This window comes from Sphingopyxis macrogoltabida, from assembly GCF_001314325.1.
Classification (GTDB): Bacteria; Pseudomonadota; Alphaproteobacteria; order Sphingomonadales; family Sphingomonadaceae; genus Sphingopyxis; species Sphingopyxis macrogoltabida.
The window spans coordinates 2,562,702-2,583,257 of sequence record NZ_CP009429.1; the positions used below are offsets into that span (position 1 = coordinate 2,562,702).

Annotated in this window: 22 protein-coding genes and 1 other RNA gene; 7 read left to right on the top strand and 16 right to left on the bottom strand. The window is 65.5% G+C overall.

Features of this window, described 5'->3' with window-relative positions; genetic code table 11:
• Position 1 precedes the first annotated feature (1 nt).
• Together greB and LH19_RS12715 are read left to right on the top strand one after the other, a co-directional pair.
• Positions 2–484, top strand: coding sequence for a transcription elongation factor GreB (gene greB, locus LH19_RS12710; protein ID WP_054728458.1), 483 nt, complete (start codon positions 2–4; stop codon positions 482–484).
• A gap of 83 nt (positions 485–567) precedes the next feature.
• Positions 568–1,212, top strand: a complete 645-nt coding sequence (locus tag LH19_RS12715) for a hypothetical protein (RefSeq protein ID WP_054728461.1) — start codon at positions 568–570, stop codon at positions 1,210–1,212.
• Between the two features lie 9 nt (positions 1,213–1,221).
• On the opposite strand, the gene LH19_RS28675 is transcribed toward LH19_RS12715, so the two are convergent.
• The 9 genes from LH19_RS28675 to LH19_RS12750 form a co-directional block, all read right to left on the bottom strand.
• A complete protein-coding gene (locus LH19_RS28675) occupies positions 1,222–1,377 on the bottom strand; it encodes a hypothetical protein (RefSeq protein WP_156344038.1) in 156 nt (51 codons plus the stop codon).
• 75 nt (positions 1,378–1,452) lie between these two features.
• Positions 1,453–1,837: RNase P RNA component class A (rnpB, locus tag LH19_RS24995), an RNA gene on the bottom strand.
• Between the two features lie 38 nt (positions 1,838–1,875).
• On the bottom strand, positions 1,876–2,565 hold the full coding sequence (locus LH19_RS12720) for an N-acetylmuramoyl-L-alanine amidase (protein WP_054588310.1): 690 nt from the start codon (positions 2,563–2,565) through the stop codon (positions 1,876–1,878).
• A 66-nt stretch (positions 2,566–2,631) separates the two neighbouring features.
• On the bottom strand, positions 2,632–3,486 hold the full coding sequence (locus tag LH19_RS12725; protein ID WP_054728464.1) for a CheR family methyltransferase: 855 nt from the start codon (positions 3,484–3,486) through the stop codon (positions 2,632–2,634).
• A complete protein-coding gene (gene cheB / locus LH19_RS12730) occupies positions 3,486–4,598 on the bottom strand; it encodes a chemotaxis-specific protein-glutamate methyltransferase CheB (protein WP_054728467.1) in 1,113 nt (370 codons plus the stop codon). Before cheB ends, LH19_RS12725 begins: the two co-directional genes overlap by 1 nt.
• Before the next feature lie 8 nt (positions 4,599–4,606).
• On the bottom strand, positions 4,607–4,981 hold the full coding sequence (locus tag LH19_RS12735) for a response regulator (RefSeq protein WP_054588313.1): 375 nt from the start codon (positions 4,979–4,981) through the stop codon (positions 4,607–4,609).
• A gap of 87 nt (positions 4,982–5,068) precedes the next feature.
• Complete coding sequence (locus LH19_RS12740) at positions 5,069–5,506, bottom strand: chemotaxis protein CheW (RefSeq protein WP_054728469.1); 438 nt, start codon at positions 5,504–5,506, stop codon at positions 5,069–5,071.
• Positions 5,503–7,893, bottom strand: coding sequence for a chemotaxis protein CheA (locus tag LH19_RS12745; RefSeq protein ID WP_054728472.1), 2,391 nt, complete (start codon positions 7,891–7,893; stop codon positions 5,503–5,505). The genes LH19_RS12740 and LH19_RS12745 overlap by 4 nt, the downstream gene beginning before the upstream one ends.
• Positions 7,894–8,005: 112 nt before the next feature.
• Positions 8,006–8,647 carry a histidine phosphotransferase family protein gene (locus LH19_RS12750; protein ID WP_054728475.1) on the bottom strand — a complete coding sequence of 214 codons (642 nt, stop codon included), beginning with the start codon at positions 8,645–8,647 and terminating at the stop codon, positions 8,006–8,008.
• Between the two features lie 239 nt (positions 8,648–8,886).
• Between LH19_RS12750 and LH19_RS12755 the strand changes: the two genes are divergently transcribed.
• The 5 genes from LH19_RS12755 to mtgA all read left to right on the top strand — a co-directional run bounded on the left by LH19_RS12755 (position 8,887) and on the right by mtgA (position 13,234).
• Positions 8,887–9,843, top strand: coding sequence for an RluA family pseudouridine synthase (locus LH19_RS12755; protein ID WP_054728478.1), 957 nt, complete (start codon positions 8,887–8,889; stop codon positions 9,841–9,843).
• 81 nt (positions 9,844–9,924) lie between these two features.
• A complete protein-coding gene (gene rpoH / locus LH19_RS12760) occupies positions 9,925–10,827 on the top strand; it encodes an RNA polymerase sigma factor RpoH (protein WP_054728480.1) in 903 nt (300 codons plus the stop codon).
• A gap of 77 nt (positions 10,828–10,904) precedes the next feature.
• Positions 10,905–11,288, top strand: coding sequence for a cupredoxin domain-containing protein (locus LH19_RS12765; RefSeq protein WP_054728483.1), 384 nt, complete (start codon positions 10,905–10,907; stop codon positions 11,286–11,288).
• Between the two features lie 64 nt (positions 11,289–11,352).
• Positions 11,353–12,492, top strand: coding sequence for a M23 family metallopeptidase (locus tag LH19_RS12770; protein ID WP_054728486.1), 1,140 nt, complete (start codon positions 11,353–11,355; stop codon positions 12,490–12,492).
• 31 nt (positions 12,493–12,523) lie between these two features.
• A complete protein-coding gene (mtgA, locus tag LH19_RS12775) occupies positions 12,524–13,234 on the top strand; it encodes a monofunctional biosynthetic peptidoglycan transglycosylase (RefSeq protein ID WP_054728490.1) in 711 nt (236 codons plus the stop codon).
• 161 nt (positions 13,235–13,395) lie between these two features.
• Here the strand turns inward: mtgA and LH19_RS12780 are convergent, their stop codons facing one another.
• From LH19_RS12780 to LH19_RS29035, 7 genes are all read right to left on the bottom strand, one after another.
• The gene (locus LH19_RS12780) at positions 13,396–13,932 is read right to left on the bottom strand and encodes a J domain-containing protein (protein ID WP_054728493.1); all 537 of its coding nucleotides are present in this window, start codon (positions 13,930–13,932) and stop codon (positions 13,396–13,398) included.
• Between the two features lie 54 nt (positions 13,933–13,986).
• Positions 13,987–14,772, bottom strand: a complete 786-nt coding sequence (locus LH19_RS12785) for a polyphosphate kinase 2 family protein (protein ID WP_054728495.1) — start codon at positions 14,770–14,772, stop codon at positions 13,987–13,989.
• A gap of 84 nt (positions 14,773–14,856) precedes the next feature.
• Entirely contained in the window at positions 14,857–15,795 is a 939-nt protein-coding gene (locus tag LH19_RS12790) for a hypothetical protein (protein ID WP_054728498.1), read from the bottom strand.
• 74 nt (positions 15,796–15,869) lie between these two features.
• Entirely contained in the window at positions 15,870–16,748 is an 879-nt protein-coding gene (locus LH19_RS12795) for an alpha/beta fold hydrolase (protein WP_054728500.1), read from the bottom strand.
• Positions 16,749–16,751: 3 nt separating this feature from the next.
• A complete protein-coding gene (aspS, locus tag LH19_RS12800; protein WP_054728503.1) occupies positions 16,752–18,542 on the bottom strand; it encodes an aspartate--tRNA ligase in 1,791 nt (596 codons plus the stop codon).
• A 99-nt stretch (positions 18,543–18,641) separates the two neighbouring features.
• Complete coding sequence (locus LH19_RS12805; protein ID WP_054728506.1) at positions 18,642–20,153, bottom strand: FAD-binding protein; 1,512 nt, start codon at positions 20,151–20,153, stop codon at positions 18,642–18,644.
• Complete coding sequence (locus LH19_RS29035; RefSeq protein ID WP_062912880.1) at positions 20,153–20,482, bottom strand: hypothetical protein; 330 nt, start codon at positions 20,480–20,482, stop codon at positions 20,153–20,155. The genes LH19_RS12805 and LH19_RS29035 overlap by 1 nt, the downstream gene beginning before the upstream one ends.
• Positions 20,483–20,556 lie beyond the last annotated feature (74 nt).

Genomic DNA, 20,556 nt, shown 5'->3' on the forward strand with positions numbered 1-20,556 from the left:
GGTGGCGGGGGAGAAGACCAATATCATCTCGCCGGCGGGCTTCGCCGCGCTGCGTGCCGAATATGACGCGCTGTTCGCGACCGAACGGCCGAAGCTGGTCGAAACGATCAGTTGGGCGGCGGGTAACGGCGACCGCAGCGAGAATGGCGACTATATCTACGGCCGCAAAAGGCTGCGCGAGATCGACCGGCGGCTGTCCTTTCTCGCCCGGCGAATGAAGGCGGCGCGCGTCGTCGATCCGGCGGCACAGCCCGACAAGAGCCGTATCTGGTTCGGCGCGACCGTCGAGCTCGCCGACGACGATGACGTACGGCGCATCGTCACACTGGTCGGCGACGACGAGGCCGAGGCGGGCGACGGCCGCATCGGCTGGAACAGCCCGCTCGCCCGCGCGCTGCGCGGCGCGGCAGTCGGTGACCTCAGAACCGTGCAGCTTCCGGCCGGACCGAAAGAATGGGAAATATTGCGGATTTCCTACCCCTGAATGCCCTGTGCGCATCGTCACCGACGACGACTGGACGATCGGCCAATCGCTGATAAGCTGGCACTTGAGGGGAGAGTACGGGGATGAGAAGAACGATCTTTCTGGCAGCGCTGCTTCTGCAGGGCACCGCCCAAGCCGCACCGGCACGCGCGCCGATCACCGACCAGTTCCTCCTCGACCAGCTCGAGCTTGGCGAGGAGATCGAGGGCCGCGTCGATGGAGATCTCAACGGCGACGGCGATCCCGACACGGCGTTTGTCGTCGCGAGCCCCGACCAGCGGCATGCCTATGTCGTGCTCAGCTATCGCAGCGAGGTCGATTTCGGGCATCAGCCCGGCGGCGATTTCAAGCTGGCGCCCGACGCGTTGGGCCCGGCCGAACTATCGATCAGCAAGGGGGTGCTCACGATCAAGGATCTGACCGGTGGCACCACCGCGCTTTCGGCGACCTACCGCTATCGCGCCGACAAGGTCGAGCCGAAGCTGCGCCTGATCGGGCTCGACGCCACCGTCTACAGCCGTACCTATGCCCATGACGGCAATGAGATGAGCTGGAACCTTCTCACCGGCGACGTCGAGACCAAGACGCTGAAGCTGACCGGCGAGGGCGAGGACGCCAGCTATGAGGACGCATTCATCACCCGCTTCAAACGCCCGTCGAAACCCGTCTATATGGCGGACACGCCCGATCCCGAGGAACAGCTCGTCGCCTTTACCAAGGCGAAATAGCAGCCGTCGCTAAGGCTGCAGCAGCGCGGGGACGATCCAGACCAGCGACAGCACGACAATCGCCGCGATCAGCGAAATGGCGAGCACATAGCGGACATTATGTCCCTTGACCCCGCTGCTGGCTTCGGTCTCGGTGACTTCGACATGATCCTCGACGACTTTCATGGTTCGTCTCCCTTTCTGGTCCACCTAATACGCGGGCCGGTTGCGCGCGGTTCCAGCGCGCGGATCGGGGAGAGAAATGCCAGAGGGTCTGTAAGCCGGGTTCTGTCCATCCCCTTGCGGGGACTGGGCGATCATTCCTCTAGGCGGACGGTTACCCGAACGCTCAAGCAGTCAACCCGGACGGCGGGGCCGGAACCGACCCTGGATAAATCCGTGCCATCCCTATTCGACCTTGCTCCCGGTGGGGTTTGCCATGCCGCGTCCGTTACCGTCCGCGCGGTGCGCTCTTACCGCACCCTTTCACCTTTCGCCGGGCCGAAGCCGTTGGCGGTCTTCTCTCTGTGGCACTTTCCCTGACTCCGGTTGCCCGAAGCCGCCGGACGTTATCCGGCACCGTGGTTTCCGTGGAGCCCGGACTTTCCTCCCCCGCTTGCGCGGCGGCGATCGCCCGACCCTCTGGCGCGGACGATTATAGGCCCTTTGGCCGGGTTTGACGAGTCAATTGCCCTCGGGCTGCGGCAGCAGCAGCGCCAGCAGGATGGCGCGGCATTCGCCATCGATCGTGCCGTCGATCAGTTCGGGGCGGAACCGGCGCTGGAAGGCGACCGTCGCGGCGAACCCGTCGGTCACGTCATAGCCGAAACGTTCGAGCGCGAGCAGGAAGCCGGCGTCGGTCCACAAGGGGTCGGTCAGCTTCTTGGTCGGGCGCGGGAGCGCGAGGCGGCGACGCGCCAGTTCCTCCCAAGGGAAGAGCTCGCCCGGGTCCTGCTTGCGCGTCGGCGCAATATCCGAATGGCCGACGACGTTGCCGCGCGTGATCGCGTGACGGTCCTTGATCAGGTGGACGAGGCGCACGACCGACGCCACCTGTGGATCGGGAAAGGGGGTGTAGCCCCATTCGTGCCCGGGATTGACGATCTCGATCCCCACGCTCGCCGAATTAATGTCGCTGACCCCGCGCCAGTGCGATTTCCCGGCATGCCAGGCGCGCTTCTCCTCGGGCACCATATGGGTGATCTGACCGTCTTCGCTGACGACATAGTGCGCGGACACCTTGGCCTCGGCATCGGCAAGCCGATCAATGGCTTCGGCGCCGGTCTTCATACCGGTATAGTGCAGCACGATCATCGAGACAGGCAGGGCGCGGTCGTCGAAATTGGGAGACCAGCGTTCGATGAAATCGCTCATGCGTGTCGTTGCCCGTCCTCAATCAGCCCCCGCCCCGATTGCGCCAGCGCCGGACAAATTGCAAGCTCAGGCAGCGGTCGCCCGCCGCGCCTGCTGGTCGGCGGGCTCGTAGAGACCACGCAGCCGCGGACTGGCGACGAACTGGTCGGTCTGGCCGAGCACGGTCTCGCCCGCCCCGAGGACGAGGAAGCTGTGCGGCGCCGCCATGGCGCGCAGCCGCGCGAACGCCTTCTGCCGCATCGGCAGCGAGAAGTAGAGAAGCAGGTTGCGGCAGAAGATGAGGTCGGCCGGCCTGCTCAGCGGCGGGCGGTCGGTGAGCATGTTCTGCACCGAAAAATCGATGCGGCGGCGGATTTCGGCCTTGGCAAGCCAGCCGCCGTCGGCCTGATCGAACCAGCGCACCATGCGCTGGACGGGTAGCCCACGCTGGATTTCGAACTGGCTGTACAGCCCGATCCGCGCCCGCGAAATCGCGTGCCGGCTGACGTCGGTGCCGACGATATCGACCTGCCAGCCCGCCCATCTGGCATCCTGCTCGGCGAGGAGCATCGCCATCGAATAGGCTTCCTGCCCGGTCGACACGCCGCAATGCCAGATGGTGATCCGCCGCTGTGCCGCGTTGACCTTGCGCAACTGTTCGAGCGCTGTCGCAGCAATGTCGTCGAAGACGCTATATTCGCGATAAAAATAGGTCTCGTTGTTGAGCATCGCATCGACCGTGTCGTCGAGCAATCCGCGGCTGTTCGAGGTGACCAGCGCCGCCACCAGCGCGTCGAGGTCGGTAATGCCGTGGCGCTGCATCACCGGCTTCAACGACATTTCGATCCGCCAGATCCGGTTCGGCGACAGCGTCTGACCGGTGCGCGATTCCAGCACGCCCATCAGGACGCGGTACGCCGATTCGCTGGCGCTGCTTCCCATCACGACCTGGCCCGTCCCTTGAGGAAGCTGCCGAGCATCAACGCGATCGCGTCGGGATTGAGCGTCGCCGCGGCAACGCCCGCTTTCGCCACCGCGCCGGGCATGCCCCAGATCACACAGCTTTCGGGCGCCTGCGCGAAGACCGTGCCGCCCGCAGCCTTCAGCCGCGCTGCGCCGCTCGCGCCATCGCGTCCCATGCCGCTGAGGACCACGGCCACGCCGCCCTCGCCATAGGTTTCGGCGACCGAGGCGAACATCGGGTCGGCCGACGGACAACAGCCATTGTCGGTCTGGCGGCGATCGAGCACAATCTCGCGGCGCCGGCCGCTGGCAACCACCGTCAGATGCGCATCGCCGGGTGCGAGATAGATATGGCCGCGCTCGATCGGCATGCCCGCCGCCGCGACATGCACCGAACGCTCGGTCATCGTCGCGATCTGCCGCGCGTAAAATTCCATGAAGGCGTCGGGCAGATGCTGGGTCAGCAGGATCGGCGCAGTGATCCGGCGATCGAGATGCGCGAGGAAGGTCGCAAAAGCCGGAATGCCGCCCGTCGACGCGGCGACCGCGATGCAGTCGATCGACTGGATGGCGTCGACCGCGACGGGCGCCGGCGGGGGCATCGCTCGCCGCGCCACCTGCGCGACGGCAGGTATCGGCAATTGCCCCAGCGACAGGATACGCTCGGTCAGCACTTCGGCGAAGCGCCCCGAAAAACTGCCGCGCCCGGGCTTGGCGAGCGTGTCGCTCGCGCCGAGCGCGAGCGCCTCGATCGCCGCCGGACCGCCCTCGACGCAGTTCGACGAAAGGATCAGAACGCGGGCATTGTCCGCGCGTTCGATAATGTGCGGCAGCGCGTCGATACCATTCATTCCCGGCATTTCGATGTCGAGGATGACGACGTCGACCGGCTCGCAGGCGAGAAAGGCCAGCGCATCGTGCGCCGAGGCGACCGAGGCGCAGATCTTGAGCCCGGGGTGCTGATCGACGATGCGTTCGAGGATGCTGCGCACGACGAGGCTGTCGTCGACGAGCATCACGCGAACCGCGCGCGTCGCCGGCAGGTCGGCGTCCGGAAGACTTTCGGAGAGAGGGCGCCGCGAGGTCGCCATGCCGCGCGTCAGGCGACCCCGACGAGCTGCAATTTTCCTTCCAGCGTTTCGCGATCGAACGGCTTCATCACATATTCGTCGGCGCCCGCCTCGATCGCGGCGCGGATATGGTCGATGCTGTTTTCGGTGGTGCAGAAAACGACGCGCGGCCGTTCGGCGCGTCCATAGTCGAGGTCGTTGAACGCCCCGAGAAATTCCATCCCGCTCATCACCGGCATGTTCCAGTCGAGCAGGATCACGTCGGGACGATGCGCGCGGCAAAAGGTCAGCGCCTCCTGCCCGTCGGCCGCCTCCTCCACCGCAAAAGACATGCTTTCAAGAATATGGCGGGCGACCTTGCGAATCACCTTGCTATCATCGACGACCAGACACGATTTCGACATATTGACCTCCGACCCCCCGGGGATTTCCGCCACGTTATGGCGAAGGGGTGTCCAGCCCGTTAACAACCCGGTTAATTACGATATGAGTCACGCTGCCGTCTGAGCCGGCAGAGTGACGAAATGCGACGGATCGACGACCAGCAGCGAAGCGCCGCGATGTTCGATCACCGCTTCCGCGACGCGCGCCCATCCGGGCAACAGCTTGCCCACCACTCGCGTCTCTGGCGCGTCGATAAAACAGACATCCTCGATCTCGTCGGCGAGCAGCGCATAGCCATGCTCGGCAACGTCGACGACAATGACCCGCTGCCCCGGCACCACTGCGACCGGCGCGAGCCCGACCACGACATGCGGATCGATCAGCGTGAAGACGCGGCTGCGCAGCGCGAAGAGCCCCGCAACATGCGGCGGCGCGGCAGGCACCTCGACCGGCGTGCCGACGGTCACCACTGAATTGATCGACTGGCTGCGCAGCGCCACGCGGGTGTCGGCGATGCGCGCGATCAGATAGAGTTTTTCCATCATGCCCGGCCTCCCCCGACCCGGCTGCGCAGCGCGTCGAGCAGCGCGGCGCGATCGTAGCGATAGACGGTTTCATCGTCCGGACCGTTCGCCGCAAGCGAAGCGCGGAGGCGAATGACCGGAACCGCGTCGCCGGGATGCGCGCACGCATCGGCTTCGTCGGACAGGCAAAGCAGCACATCAGGCGTCTCGCCGGCATCGTCCCCGGATACGACGCGGTACCCCGCGTTGAGCAGGGTCGGCGCCAGGAAATTGCTGCCCCAGCCGTCATCGTCGCCGGCAAGGCGGCAGAGCGGCCGGCGAAGCGTCGACGGCGTCCGGCCGGCGCCATATTGTGCCATCAGCCAGAACGGGTCGATGAGTTCGACCGGTTCATCGCCGACAAGAATGACGCCGGCGATGAGCCCCGGCGCCGCCGCCGGCTGGATGACGTCGGGCAGACGGACGATGTCGATCACCGAGGCAATCGGATAGCAAAGGACGGCGCGCCCGTCGTGAATCCGCAGGAGCTTGAGCGTTTCGCCGATGTCGCTTTGCGTCGTCGTGTGGACTGGGAAAATGTCGTCGCCGATCCGGACCTGCGTGCGCCCGGCGCTTTCGAACATTGAGGTTGCGGGAACCTCTTCGACGCGTTCGATCGCAGAGAGATGGACGCCGCGCGTCCGCCCGTTCATATCGCGGAAAAGCAGCAATTGGGTGGCATGACGCGCGCTTTGCGCTTCGTCGGCGGCCGCCGCCTCGGCATCGCCGCTGCGGCCCTCTTCGGACGCGTCGATCCCCGACGCGGCGAGCATGCCTTGGACGTCGAGGAGCAGCACCGGCCGCCCATTGTCGGGCAAGGTCGTGCCGGCATAAAGGCCGGTCGCCATGATCATCGGCGCCGCGGGCTTGATCACCAGTTCCTCATGGTCGTGGATCGCCGCAACGCTGAGCGCATAGCTCTGTCCCTGCCCCGGCCGGATCACGACGAGCGCGCGATCGTCGACGTCGTCCTGTTCGTCGCGCGTGCAGCCGAGAACGTCTTCGAGCCGCAGCAGCGGCAATTGTTCGCCGCGCACCGTCGCGAGTTCGCCGCCGCCGACGCGATCGATGCGGACGGTGTCGCTCGTTTCGAGCAGGATTTCGCGCACCGAGCCACGCGGAATGGCAAAATATTGCCCCGCAGCGCGCACCATCAGGCCCGAGATGATGGTGAGCGTCATCGGCACGCGCAGCACGATCGTCAGGCCCCGCCCCTCGTCGTTACGCAGTTCAACGACCCCGCCGATTTTTTCGAGGTTCGCCTTGACGATATCCATGCCGACGCCGCGGCCGGAGATCGCCGTGACCTTTGCAGCAGTCGAAAAGCCCGGACGAAAAATGAGCTCCAGCCTGTCCTTTGCCGTCAGGCCGCGCGCCTCGGCCGCGGTGAGGACACGCGCCGCGATCGCCTTCTGGGCAAGCGCGTCGGGCGACAGGCCGCGGCCGTCGTCGCGCACCGCAATCTCGATCTGGTTGCCCGACTGGCGTGCCGCAACCGAAATCGTCGCGGTAATCCCCTTGCCCGCCGCGACGCGCTCGTCGAGCGGCTCGATCCCGTGATCGATCGCGTTGCGAACAATATGGATCAGCGGATCGCGGATATTTTCCATCATCTCGCGGTCGAGTTCGACCTCGCCGCCGCTGGTGGTGAATTTGATCTTCTTGCCGAGATCCTGCGCGAGATCGCGAACGACACGCGGCAGCGGCGCGAACAATTTGTCGATCCGCTGCATCCGCATCTGGCTGACCGACTGGCGCATTCCGGCAATCGAGTCCGAAAGGCGGTCGAAAGACGCGATGAGCGATGCATCGGCTCCCGATTCGCGGAGCATGCGGGCAAATTCGTTGCGCGCGAGGACGATGTCGGTGACCCCGGTCATCACGGTGTCGAGCAACGGCAGGGGAACGCGGATCGAGCGCCAGCTCTGCAATTCGGCGGCGAAATCATCCTCGCGGCGGAGCGTAATCCCGGCGATTTCCACGGGCGCTTCGGGCACGGCCTCGGCCATCGCCAGCGGCTCGATGACATCGGCATCGTCGCCCGCCGGCTCGACGCCATCGCTGCCGAGAACCCGGCAAAGCTCGGACAACCGGTCGACGACGGCCAGCACCGCCGAAACGAGCGCGCTGTCGGCGGCCCGCGCGTCGCGGCGGACCTGATCGAGCGCCTCCTCGGCGGCGTGCGAGAGCGCGGTGACGCGCGGCAGCGCCAAGAAACCCGAGCTGCCCTTGATCGTGTGAACGAGGCGGAAAATCGCGTCGAGCTGGGCGCGATCGGTCGGATCGGCTTCCCACGCGACCAACGCCCCGCCGGCTTCGGCGAGAATTTCGGCCGTTTCGGCCAAAAAGTCGTTCAGCAGATCGTCCATGACGGTAACGGCGCGCCCCAAATTCCTTGGCACGACCATGGCGGACAATGGTTAATGGAGCGTTTGTGCGGCAGCGCCGCGACAGAAAATCGTGAAGCCGAAATCGCCGGGCTCAGCGCCCCTTGAGCACCGCCCCGACCAGCAGCGATGTCGCGGTTTCGCGGGCGAGCATGACGGTGCCGCCGTTCTGCGCCGCGACCGCCTGGACGAGCACCGCAGGCGCAGTGCGCGACGTCATCGCGGTCGCCCCCTCGCCTTCCTGCAAGATCCGTTCGACATCGGCGTCGAGGAACAGGCGCTCGGCCTCGACATGCAGGGCAATTTCGATTCCGTCACCCTGCGTTTCACAGCCGACGTCGAGCCGCCCGCCCCGCACCAGCGCATCGACGAGGATCAGCGACAGGTTGAGGATGATCTTGACCGCCGGCTTGGGCAGCGGTTCGCTCCCGATCATCCAGTTGAGGTCGATCGCGCGGTCGCCGATGACCCCCTCGATCGCCGACTTCGCTTCGTCGGCGGGGACGCGCTCGCCGAACCCGCCGGCCGAACCAAAGGCCAGGCGGAAGAATTTGAGCTTGTTGGCCGATGTGCGTGCGCTCTGTTCGAGCAAGTCGATGCAGCGCGCCCGCATTTCGGGGTCTTTTTCGTCCGCGAGCAGTTCCAGCCCGTTGGCGAACGCCCCCACCGGGCTCAGCAAATCATGACATAGGCGCGAGGCCAGCATGGAGGCGAAATCGACGCGATCGTCGGTCATGGATGAACAGGCTCCCCGCAGACCGGACATTTCCGGCTCGCGAACGCTCCCTACGGCAGGGATATGGTTAAGGGCAAGCGCGATGCGTCGAGGCCAAATCCTTTTAGTTCGTCACCCCGGACTTGATCCGGAGTCCATAGCAGCGAGGCTGAATGGATGCAGGATCAAGTCCGGCATGGCGAAGGAGAATGGGCGGACCTTCCCTTGAAATTCCGTGCCTCACCACCACATTCGAACCAATGCAGGGGGATGACGATATTCTGACCGTGTCGCTGGGCGACAGCGCAGCCGGACTGCGTCTGGATCGCGCGCTTGCCGAAGCGCTCCCCGAACTTTCGCGCGAGCGGCTGAAGACGCTGATCAAGGGCGGACGCGTTGCCGATGCTGCCGGCCATGTGCTGTGGGACCCCTCGGCCAAGGCCGCGGCTCCAGCAACACTCGAAGTCCGCGTTCCCGCAGCCGCGCCCGCGCATAATGTCGCGCAGGACATGAACCTGGTGATCGCGTTCGAGGACGAACATCTGATCGTCGTCGACAAGCCCGCCGGCATGGTCGTCCATCCCGCCGCGGGCAATCTTGACGGGACGATGGTCAATGCGCTGCTCCACCATTGCGCAGGACAGTTGTCGGGCATCGGCGGCGTCGCCCGGCCCGGGATCGTCCACCGCATCGACAAGGATACGAGCGGTTTGATCGTCGCCGCAAAGCACGACAAGGCGCACGAAGGGCTGGCAAAGCAGTTCGCCGCGCACAGCATCGATCGTCGATATCTGGCGCTTGCGACCGGCCGCCCGATGCCCGCGAACGGCACGGTAAACGCCGCGCTCGGCCGGTCGAGCACCAACCGCAAGAAGATGGCAGTGGTTGCCGAAGGGCGCGGCAAACATGCGATCACCCATTATCGGACGATCGAACCGCTGAAGGGGGCGACGCTGGTCGAATGCCGCCTCGAAACGGGGCGCACGCATCAAGTCCGCGTCCACATGGCGCATATCGGCCACCCGCTCGTCGGAGACCCCGTTTATGGCCGCGCCAAAAAGCCACTGTCGGAGGTGCTGAAAGCCCGGAATTTCGCGCGGCAGGCATTGCACGCGGCCCATTTGGGCTTTATTCATCCGGTGACCGGTAACAGGATCGCGCTCGACAGCGAAATCCCTGCGGATATGCGGGAACTGATCGATGCATTGCGCGTTTAAGTTTCGAATGAAAATCTATCTCGACCGCCGGACCCAACCGCGGCATATTTCTCCTCTGAAAAATTAGGGAAGACGCTAACAATGGCTAATAAAAGCAATGTTCCGGCCACGGTGCCCGCGCTCGGCGGTGAGGCGAGCCTGAACCGCTATCTGGCCGAAATCCGCAAATTTCCGCTGCTGACGCCCGAGCAGGAATATATGCTCGCGAAGCGTTTCCAGGAGCATGGCGACAATGAAGCTGCCGCGCAGCTCGTCACCTCGCACCTCCGCCTCGTCGCGAAGATCGCGATGGGATACCGCGGCTATGGCCTGCCGGTCAGCGAGCTGATCAGCGAAGGCAACATTGGATTGATGCAGGGCGTGAAGAAGTTCGATCCCGAACGCGGCTTCCGTCTCGCCACCTATGCGATGTGGTGGATCCGCGCCTCGATCCAGGAATTCATCCTGCGGTCGTGGAGCCTCGTGAAGATGGGCACCACCGCGGCGCAGAAGAAGCTGTTCTTCAACCTCCGCCGGATGAAGAATAACCTCGAAGCGTTCGAGGACGGCGACCTGAGCCCCGAACATGTTGCCAAGATCGCGACCGACCTCGGCGTGACCGAGGACGAGGTGGTCAGCATGAACCGCCGCATGGCGATGGGCGGCGACACCTCGCTGAACGTCCCGATGGGCGAGGATGGCGACAGCCAGTGGCAGGACCTGCTCGGCGACGAAGGCCCGTTGCAGGATGAACGCGTGGCCGAAGCGCAGGAGCGCGACGTGCGCCATTCGCTGCTCAGCGAAGCGCTCGAAACGCTGAACGAACGCGAACGCCATATCCTGACCGAACGCCGGCTGACCGACGATCCCAAGACGCTCGAGGATCTGAGCCAGGTCTATGACGTCAGCCGCGAACGCGTGCGCCAGATCGAGGTGCGGGCATTCGAAAAGCTGCAGAAGGCGATGCTCAAGCTCGCGGGGGACCGTCGGCTGATCAATGCCTGAAGCCTGACGCCCGCATCGGGCGGCGATCATTTCGGGGCGGCTATAGCCGGGGTTTCCGGTAGAAGGAGTGCCTTGTCATGCGTTTCATTCTGCTCGCTGCCGCCCTGTCCATTGCAGCCCCCGCCCTCGCCGCCGACCAAGCGGGGAAGGCGGAGGTCGTGATGGCCAATTTCAGCTTCACCCCCGAAACGCTTCATCTGCATGGCGGCCAGAGCGTGACGATCCACTTCGTCAACAATGGCTCCGGCGGGCATGATTTTACGGCCGCCGAATTTTTTACCGCTGCGGCGATGGATGCCGCGAACCGCACCAAAGTAGGCGGCAAGAAAGGCCGCGTATCGCTCGGCAAGGGTGAAAGCGTCGATGTCACGCTGACGCCCAGGACCGGCGAATATCCGGCCCATTGCTCGCACTTCCTGCATTCGTCGATGGGCATGACCGGGACGATTCACGTCGATTAGCGGATCGCAATCGCCAGCAGGACAAGCCGCTTGCCAATGGTCGGCCGGGACATAGAGTGTTCCGATGACGCCCTTCCGGACATTTGCCCTGCTCACCGTCGCAGCGAGCCAGTTCATGCCGTCGGCGCTTCTCGCGCAGCCGGCCTCCGCCCCTGTGGTCCAGGCGTTCGACGCCCAATTGCCCTACCGTCCGGCGCCGGTGCGGATCGGCGATCGCGAGCATCTGGTCTATGAATTGCACCTCACCAATTTTGCCTCGACACCATTAAGCCTCGATGGCCTGACGGTGAGCGACGCGGTCACCGGCGCGCCGCTGGCAACACTGGCGGGCGACGCGCTGTCGGCGGCGGTAGGCGGGATTTCCGCCGGCAACGGCGATCCCGGCGTCGTTATCGCGCCGGGCATGCGCGCTATCGTCTATCTCGACATCGTTCTGGCCGAAGGCGCGCGGCCAAAATCGCTGGGCCACCGCGCAGCGATCCGGACGAGCGCTGGCGCAGCGGCAATCGACGCCGGTTCGATCGGCGTCGACCACCGGCCGTTGCCAGTGCTCGGCCCGCCCTTGCGCGGTGGCCCGTGGGTCGCGGTCTATGCGCCCGAAATGGAACGTGGCCACCGCCGCGTCGTCTATGCAACCGCCGGCCGGGCGACGATCCCCGGGCGGTTTGCGATCGACTGGATGAAGGCCGACACCAATGGGCGGCTCGATCGCAGCGACGGCAAGTCGCTGGCCGATTCCTACAGCCACGGCAGCGAGGTCCTCGCCGTCGCCGACGCGGTGGTCGCGGCTGTTCGCAACGATTTTGCCGAGCCGGTGCTACGCGCCGACCTGCCGAAGGTGGCGATCGGCGACGCGACCGGCAATTATGTCGCGCTCGACCTCGGCGACGGCCGCTTCGCCTTTTACGAACATTTGCAACCGGGCGTCCGGGTCAAGGCCGGCGACCGGGTGAAACGCGGCGACGTGATCGGCCGCGTCGGGCTGACCGGGCAAGGATCGGCACCGCATCTTCATTTTCATGTCGCATCGAGCATTTCGCCGCTGGGCTCCGAAGGCCTGCCGTTCCTGCTGGACGGCTACCGGATGATCGGCCGCTACGCTGCGATCGGGGATCTCGGCAAAGGGGCATGGCCGCCGGTTACCGCCGCGGGAACGGGCCCCTCGCTGCCCGCCAGCAACAGCGTCGTCCGCTTCCCCGATTGACCATCGCCGCCGCGGCGATAGAGACGATGCGATGAGTCCTGCCTCGCCGAAAGCCAAACGCCGCAAGCTGCCCTGGTATCTGCGGCCGTTCAAATGGCTGTTCTGGTTCATCGTCGCGTCGGTCGTATGGGTGCTCGTCTATGCAGTAGTCCCGCCGCCGGTGACCTTCACCATGCTGGCCGACGGCAACGGAATCACCAAGGACTGGACCGGCCTGTCCCGCATCGATCGCAACATGGTCGCTGCGGCGATCGCAGCCGAGGACGGCAAATTCTGCAGCCATGACGGCTTCGACCGCGATGCGATCGAGCAGGCGATCGAGCGCAACGCGAAGGGCAAGCGGATGCGCGGCGGGTCGACGATCAGCCAGCAGACGGCCAAGAATGTCTTCCTGTGGCAAGGTAGCGGCTGGACACGTTATGTGCGCAAGGTGCCCGAGGTGTGGTTTACCTTCCTGATCGAAAAAATCTGGGGCAAGCGCCGGATCATGGAGGTGTATCTGAACGTCGCCGAGACGGGGCTTGGCACCTATGGCGTCGAGGCCGGAGCGCAGCGCTATTTCAAACATGGCGCGGGTAAGCTCACCCCGGCAGAAGCCGCGCGGATCGCTGCGATCCTGCCGCTGCCCAAGAAGCGCGAAGCGGTGAGCCCCTCGGGCTTCACCCGCCGCTACGGCAATACGATCCGCGCGCGGATCGGCGTCGTGAAGCGCGACGGGCTGGATGCGTGCATCTATAAATAGCCACGCTGGAGTGGGGAGCGGCCGTTGCTTCCGACACTTTCGTCATCCCGGACTTGATCCGGGATCCATTGCGGCGCCGAAGTCGTGGACCCCGGATCAAGTCCGGGGTGACGAAGAGAAAAAAATGTCCACTCCAGGCCGCTTGCAAACGTCGCTATGCGCTAGGCGGGCTTCCAGCTCTTTCGCTCTTCGGCCTGTTTGAGCACCTCGAACGCCGCCTGCCCCGCGGCGAAGCGCTTCGCCGCCTCTTCGTCGCCCGGCTTGACGTCGGGGTGGCATTCCTTGGCATAGGCGCGCCACGCCTTTTTCGTCGCGTCGAAATCGGCGTCGGGGTCGAGCCCGAGCAGTTCGAGCGCGCGCATTTCGTCGGCGCTGCGGCTGCCGTCGCCCGACCCGCCCCATGCATAATGCTGCGCGCGGGCATAGCTGCGCGCGCCGCGCGCCTCGTCGGCGGCGCGTGCCGCGGCGTCTTCGGCGCTCAATCCTTCGAAATAGTCCCAGCCGCGATTATATTCGGCGGCGTGCGCCTCGCAGAAATACCAGCGGTCGGGGCTGTTCGGCGACTTCGGCGCGGGGCAGTTGCCCGGTTCGGCACAGCCATGACGGTCGCAGATCCGGACCTTCTGCGCCTCGCGCGACGAGCCATAGGGGCGCCAGCGGGGAAAACCCCAGTCGTCGGATCTCTTGGCGCGGCTCATCCACCCCATGTAGCGGCTGGGCGCCGGGATTGCTAGCCGGGCGCGGCCAGAAGCCTAGTCTTTTGCGGTGTAGCCAAAGGCCTTGTGCGCCAGCTTGACCACCGCGGGATCGAGATCGGGCGGCGTCATCGGCACCGCGGCTTCCAACGCCTCGACGACATGGGTCAGCGCCGCGATCCGTGCCGCCTTCTTGTTGTTGCCGTCGATCACCTTCCACGGCGCCCAGCGCGTGTCGGTCTGCGCGAACATCTCATCCATCGCGGCAAGATAGTCCTTGCGCCTCGCCCGGTTGCGATAATCTTCGGCGCCGGTTTTCCACCGCTTCCACGGATCGTCCAGCCGATCGGCGAAACGCTTGTCCTGTTCTTCCTGCGTGATGTGGATGAACAGCTTGACGAGATTGGTGCGGCTACCGGTGAGCTGTGCCTCGAACTCGTTGATCTCGTCATAGCCCTTGCGCCACTCGGCTTCGCTCGCAAAGCCCTCGACCCGTTCGACGAGAACCCGCCCGTACCAGCTCCGGTCAAAGATCGATATTTCGCGATTGCCGGGCAGCCGTTTCCAGAAGCGCCACAGGAAATGACGTGATTTTTCTTCTTCGGTCGGGGCCGAGATCGGCCAGACCTCGAAATAGCGCGGGTCGAGCAGCGCGGTCAGCCGCTTGATGATGCCGCCCTTGCCGCCGGCATCCCAGCCCTCGAACATGATGATGCTGCGCTGGCCATGGGTGATATGCGCCGACTGGACACATTCCAGCCGTTCCTGCAGCGCCTTGAGGTCGTCGCCATAGTCGCCGTCATATTTGGCGCCCGATTCATGGTCCGAAAGCGAAATGGTCATGCGGCTTTCCTAGACCACCGATGCGGCGCTTACCAAGGGGGCGAACGCCATTGTCGTGTTCTGGTACAGCGACCCGCGATTTCCTTACTTGTAACTCATAAGCTGCTTGCGCACCTGCCAGTCGGCGATCGCCTGCCGATGGCGTTCGATCCGCGTCAACGCCGCCGGAATGGCCTCGCCGCGCAATCCCTGCCGCTGTGCCTCGCCGTACCAGTCGGTCGCGGCATCGAAATCGCCCTGCATTTCGGAACAAAGGCCAAGATTGAAGGCAAGCGCCGCGGTCGGCACCGCGTCGCGGGTCAGCGCGGTCCACGCTGCGCAGGCTCCGGCCTGGTCGCTCTTGGTCTGGCGGATCGCGTCCTTGAACGCCTCGGCCGCCGGCTTGGCCAGCCCCTTGCGATTCTCGTCGACGCGCACGTCGAGGACATAGCGGCGCGGCGCAAGGTCGTCGCGGATCGTCTCGACCTGCTTTTTGCGCGTCGCATTGACGAATTGTTCGACCGTCCGCGATGCGCTGCGGTCGGGGCAATAGGTGATTTCGTCGCGAGCGTTCAGCGGCCGCGAATAGCGCACCGACCCATCGGCGATCGCGACCAGCCGCACCGTCGTCGCTGCAGTCGCGATGCGGCGGCGGCAGCGGATTTCGACCTCCACCTCTTTCAGGCATTTCTTCTTGTCGGCGGGATCATATTCGGTGCAGCGGTCGCGCTTTTCGGTGACGGGCAGCTCCTCGACGTTGCTGCGCACCGTACCGGTCACCAGCGCATCGATCGGCGCCCCCGATTCGGGCGCAACGATCCGGAAATAGGGGCGCCCGTCGAACTCGGCGGTGCCGAGTTCGGCCTCCAGCGCCTGCGCGAACACGGCGCCGTCGCGCCCTTCGAACCGCTCGACCGCAAGGCGATAGAGGTCGTTCGCCTCCGCATTCGCCGGTTCGGCGGCCGCGATCGTCAGCACCTCGGCACCCGCCGGCGCTGCGAGACACAGACAAACAGCCGCCAAGGCTGCGCGCGCATCGACCATGATACCCCTTCCCCCGATCAACCCCGCGACGGGCTATCGCAGCCCGGTACGGCTGTCAAAGCGCGGCCGCCTCTTCAGAGCAAGTCGGCGAGCAAGGCGGCGAGACGTTCGGGCGCTTCCATCGGGATGAAATGGCTATGCTCGCCCCATTGTTCGTCACGCACCGCGCCCAGGGCATCGCCAAGGCCGGGCCAGGTCGGGCTGACCGAGAAATCGAGCGCGCTTGCGCGCTCGCCAGTCCGGGCGCGGATCACGCTGACCGGTGCCGCCATGTCTTCGAGCCAGCGATAGGGGCTGGTCCGCAGCGCATTCAGATAGACCGACGCCTCGAGCGCCGGCGGACAGGCCAGGTCGAAGCCTTCGCCGTCCGCGGCGGACAACAGGCCGAAGCGGCAATAATCGGCGAGCACCTCAGGCTGCCAATGGGTATAGGGCGGCCGCTGCGCAAAATGGGCGTTCATCGCTTCCCACCCGTCCCAGCGGGCGCGGCGGCGCGCGACGGGATGCCCGGCCGGAGCGGGCACGGGCTGCCCCGCCGCCTCGTCGTACAGCGCCGGCTCCATGATGACCGGATCGACGAGCACGAGATGGCGGAAGGCCGCCGGGCGTCCCGCGGCGAGGCGGGTAAGGACATAGCCGCCCATGCTGTGTCCACAGCCCACCAGCGGGCTTCCGGCAAACAGATCGACCAGCGGCAACAGCGCGTCCGAGGTCGCCGCCCAGTCGGACAGCGAGGCGGGCTTGGCGCTGCGGCCGTGCCCCAGATGGTCGGGTACGACAACGTGCGTTCCGGCGGGCAGCGCCGCGACGACCCGGTCCCACAGCCGCGCGTGAAAGCCCGTCGCGTGGAGCAACAGCAGCGACGCCCGGCCGGGCGAAGGCTCGCCCCACTCGAACCAGCAGATTTCGCCTTCCGGCGTATCCAGCCGGTGTTCGCGGGGCCCGCCGTCCACGCCCTAGCTCTTGGGGCCGTCGACGAGGCGGATGCTGAGTTCCTTGAGCTGCTTTTCGCTGACCGGCGCCGGGGCGCCCATCATCAGGTCTTCGGCCTTCTGGGTCATCGGGAAAACGATCACCTCGCGGATGTTCGGCTCGTCGGCGAGCAGCATCACGATGCGGTCGACGCCCGGCGCGGAACCTCCGTGCGGCGGTGCGCCGAACTTGAAGGCATTGATCATGCCCGCAAAGTTGGTGTCGACATCCTGCTGGCTGTAACCGGCAATTTCAAAGGCCTTATACATGATGTCGGGGCGATGGTTGCGGATCGCGCCCGACGACAGTTCGACGCCGTTGCAGACGATGTCATATTGATAGGCGAGGATATCGAGCGGATCCTTGTTCACCAGCGCGTCCATCTCGCCCTGCGGCATCGAGAAGGGGTTGTGGCTGAAATCGATCTTGCCGGTGTCCTCGTCGGCCTCGAACATCGGGAAATCGACGATCCAGCAGAATTCGAAGCGGCTCTTGTCGATGAGGTCGAGCTGGTCGGCGACGCGGGTGCGCGCGAGGCCGGCGAGCTTGGCCGCCTTCGCCTCGACCCCGGCGGCAAAGAAGATGCCGTCGTTCGGGCCGAGACCCATCGCGTCGGCAATCGCCTTCATGCCCTCTTGGCCATGATTGTTGGCGATCGGTCCGCCGAACACGCCGTCCTTCTGCGTCGCATAGCCGAGGCCCGGGAAGCCTTCCGACTGCGCCCAGCTGTTCATCTCGTCGAAGAATTTGCGGCTCTTCTCGTGCGTTTCGGGGGCGGCGACGGCGCGGACGACCTGGCCTTCCTCGACCATCGTCGCAAAGCGGCCGAAGCCCGATCCCTTGAAGAAATCGCCCACGTCATGGACGAGCAGCGGGTTGCGGAGATCCGGCTTGTCGCTGCCGTACTTCAGCATCGATTCGCGGTACGGAATGCGCTGGAACGGCAGCGGCGACACGCTGCGGCCCTTGCCGTCGAAATCGGCGAACTCCTCGAACACGCCGTGCAGGACGGGTTCGATGGCGTTGAAAACATCGTCCTGCGTGACGAAGCTCATCTCGAAATCGAGCTGGTAGAATTCGCCCGGGCTACGGTCGGCGCGCGCGTCCTCGTCGCGGAAGCAGGGCGCGATCTGGAAATAGCGGTCGAAGCCCGCAACCATCAGCAACTGCTTGAACATCTGCGGCGCCTGCGGCAGCGCGTAGAATTTGCCGGGGTGGACGCGGCTGGGCACCAGATAGTCGCGCGCGCCCTCGGGGCTGCTCGCGGTCAGGATCGGCGTCTGGAATTCGGTGAAGCCCTGGTCGATCATCCGGCGGCGCAGTGACGAAATGACGTTCGAGCGCAGCACGATATTCTTGTGCAGGCGCTCGCGGCGGAGATCGAGGAAGCGGTTGGTGAGGCGGATTTCCTCGGGATATTCGGTTTCGCCGAACACGGGCAGCGGCAGGCGTTCGGCGGCCGACTGCACGGTCACCGCGGTCGGATAGATTTCGATCTCGCCGGTCGCCAGCTTCGGGTTGAGCGTCTCGGGCGAACGCGCGGCGACCTTGCCGGTGAAGGTCAGAACGGACTCGGGGCCCAAGGCGTTGACCGTGGGATAAAGGTCCGAACCCGTCTCCACCACGATCTGGGTGATGCCATAATGATCGCGCAGATCGACGAAGAGCACATTCGCATGCTCGCGCGTCCGGTGCACCCAGCCCGAAAGACGGACGTCCTCACCGACGTTGGCGGCGCGAAGGTCTGCGCATGTGTGGGTGCGATAGGCGTGCATTTTCTCGTCTTTCAATGATTGGAATAATCACGTTTAACGTGATTTATGGCCGCGCCTAAGGCAGGTCGGCGCGCCATTTGTCAAGGGTGGACGGTCGATTCAGCAGGTCAGGCCGAGCCCGTCGAGCACCTCGCTGCCGAACAGCGCGCGATGCGCGGGATCGGGCATCAACCGATCGCGCGCGGCGCGCCAGCGGCGGAAATCCTCACCATAGTCGGCGGCGACCCGCGCGGCATCGAGGCGACAGCTTTTCGCCCAGTGGCGCGTGAAGCCGATCCCCTGTGCATCGAGCACCTCGACGACGCGCGCATAAGCCGCGGCCGTCCGTTCGCTGCGCGGCCCGTCGAAGTCGATCACGGCATTGTGCGGATAGCGCGCCGGCGCAAGCAGTCCTTCGGCGCGCGCCATGAAGCGCAGCGTCACGACCGTCGAGCCGCCATGGCGCGCATAGACGGTGCATATCATCTCGAACGCCCGCGCCAGATCGGCGCGGTCGATGGTGACCGACGCGTTGAACAGGTCGGCGAGCGGCCGGTGCGTGTCGAGCCCCTCGCCCCAGCTGCCGTAAACCGGCGGATCGTCGACGTCGGGGCCGCTCGCATAGCCCAGCTTCATCGCATATTGCAGCAGCGCGCCGCGCGCCCATGGATAGTCGTCGAGCAAGCGCCCGAGCAGGCTGAGCGCGTCGTACCCCGCCCCCAGTTCGCCCGGCGTTGCGTGCGAATAATCGTCACGCCACGGCTCGCGGTACAGAAAACGCAGCATCGCGGGGCGCTTGAACGGCTTGTACGGGTTGACGATCATCTGGACGAAATCGGGGTCCTGATCGAGCGCATAGGCCGCCGAAAAGCGTCGGAAGTCGCCCGCCGCCAGCCAATCGAGCGCCGCGCGGTCGACGGTGCGCAGGTTCTGGATCGGGCGAACGAGGAATTTCGGCACGCTGTCCACGACCAAGGCGGTGACGATGCCGAGCGACCCGACCGGAAGCTGAAGCGCGGCGAACAGGTCATCGTCGCGGAGCGGCATCGAACCCGTTGCGGCGATGAAGGCATCGCTCATCACGCCTGCCGCCGGTTCGACCCAATGGACGCCGCCCGGCGTCACCACCTGCACCGCACGGATATGGTCCTGGATGCCGCCGCGCGCGATCATCGATCCGTGCGTTCCCGTGGCGCAGGCGCCGGCAAAGGTCTGCCCGTTGCCGGCACCGCTCGTCCAGAGCGAGCGGCCCTGTTCCTCAAGCTTGTCGGAGACCTCGTCGACCAGCGCACCCGCCTCGACGAGCATCAGCGCGTCCGCATCGATGCCGGGGCGGACGTCGCCGGCGCCGATGCGGAAACAGCGATTGAAGCGCCGCGTGTGGAGCAGCCAGCTTTGCGAACAGATATTGACGTTCGACGGCGACCAGCCCGCGCCGAGCGGACGGACGCGGCGCCCCGCCGCCTGCGCAGCCGTCAGCCAATCCTGCACCGCCTTCGCCGCGAGCGCGAGTTCGTCGCGGCCCCGCAGTGCATCGCCGCTGCGCAGGCCGAAACGCGTCGCGGCCTCGCAGGTGCCGGTGCCATGATAGTTGGTCCAGCGACCTTCATCGCCAAGCTGGACGATCGGCATCAGGCGTCTCCCAGCGGCTGGATGCCGGCATGTGCCCGCCACGCAACGGTGACCGGACGCAGGAAGCCGAAACTGACGAGCGCGACGAGCATCTGCCGCCGCGTCGCGAAGACGCGCACATCGCAAAGACCATGGTCGGATTCGGACGCGATGAAGGGCTGCGCCGCCGCGCTGGCGAAACCCCAGCCCTTCAGCGTCACCACCATCCGCTCCTCGTCGAGCGGCCGCGGGTTGGCGATCGATACGAAAATATCGGCCTGCCCCGCCATATATTGCCCGAAAAGCAGCGCAAAACCGAGCGCCGCCAGCCCCCAACCGATCCACATCATCGCCAAGACCCCTTCGCGTTTTCCCCTGTCCGCTGTTGCGGATCCGCGACCCGAAGAGTGCGGGCAATTTTTCC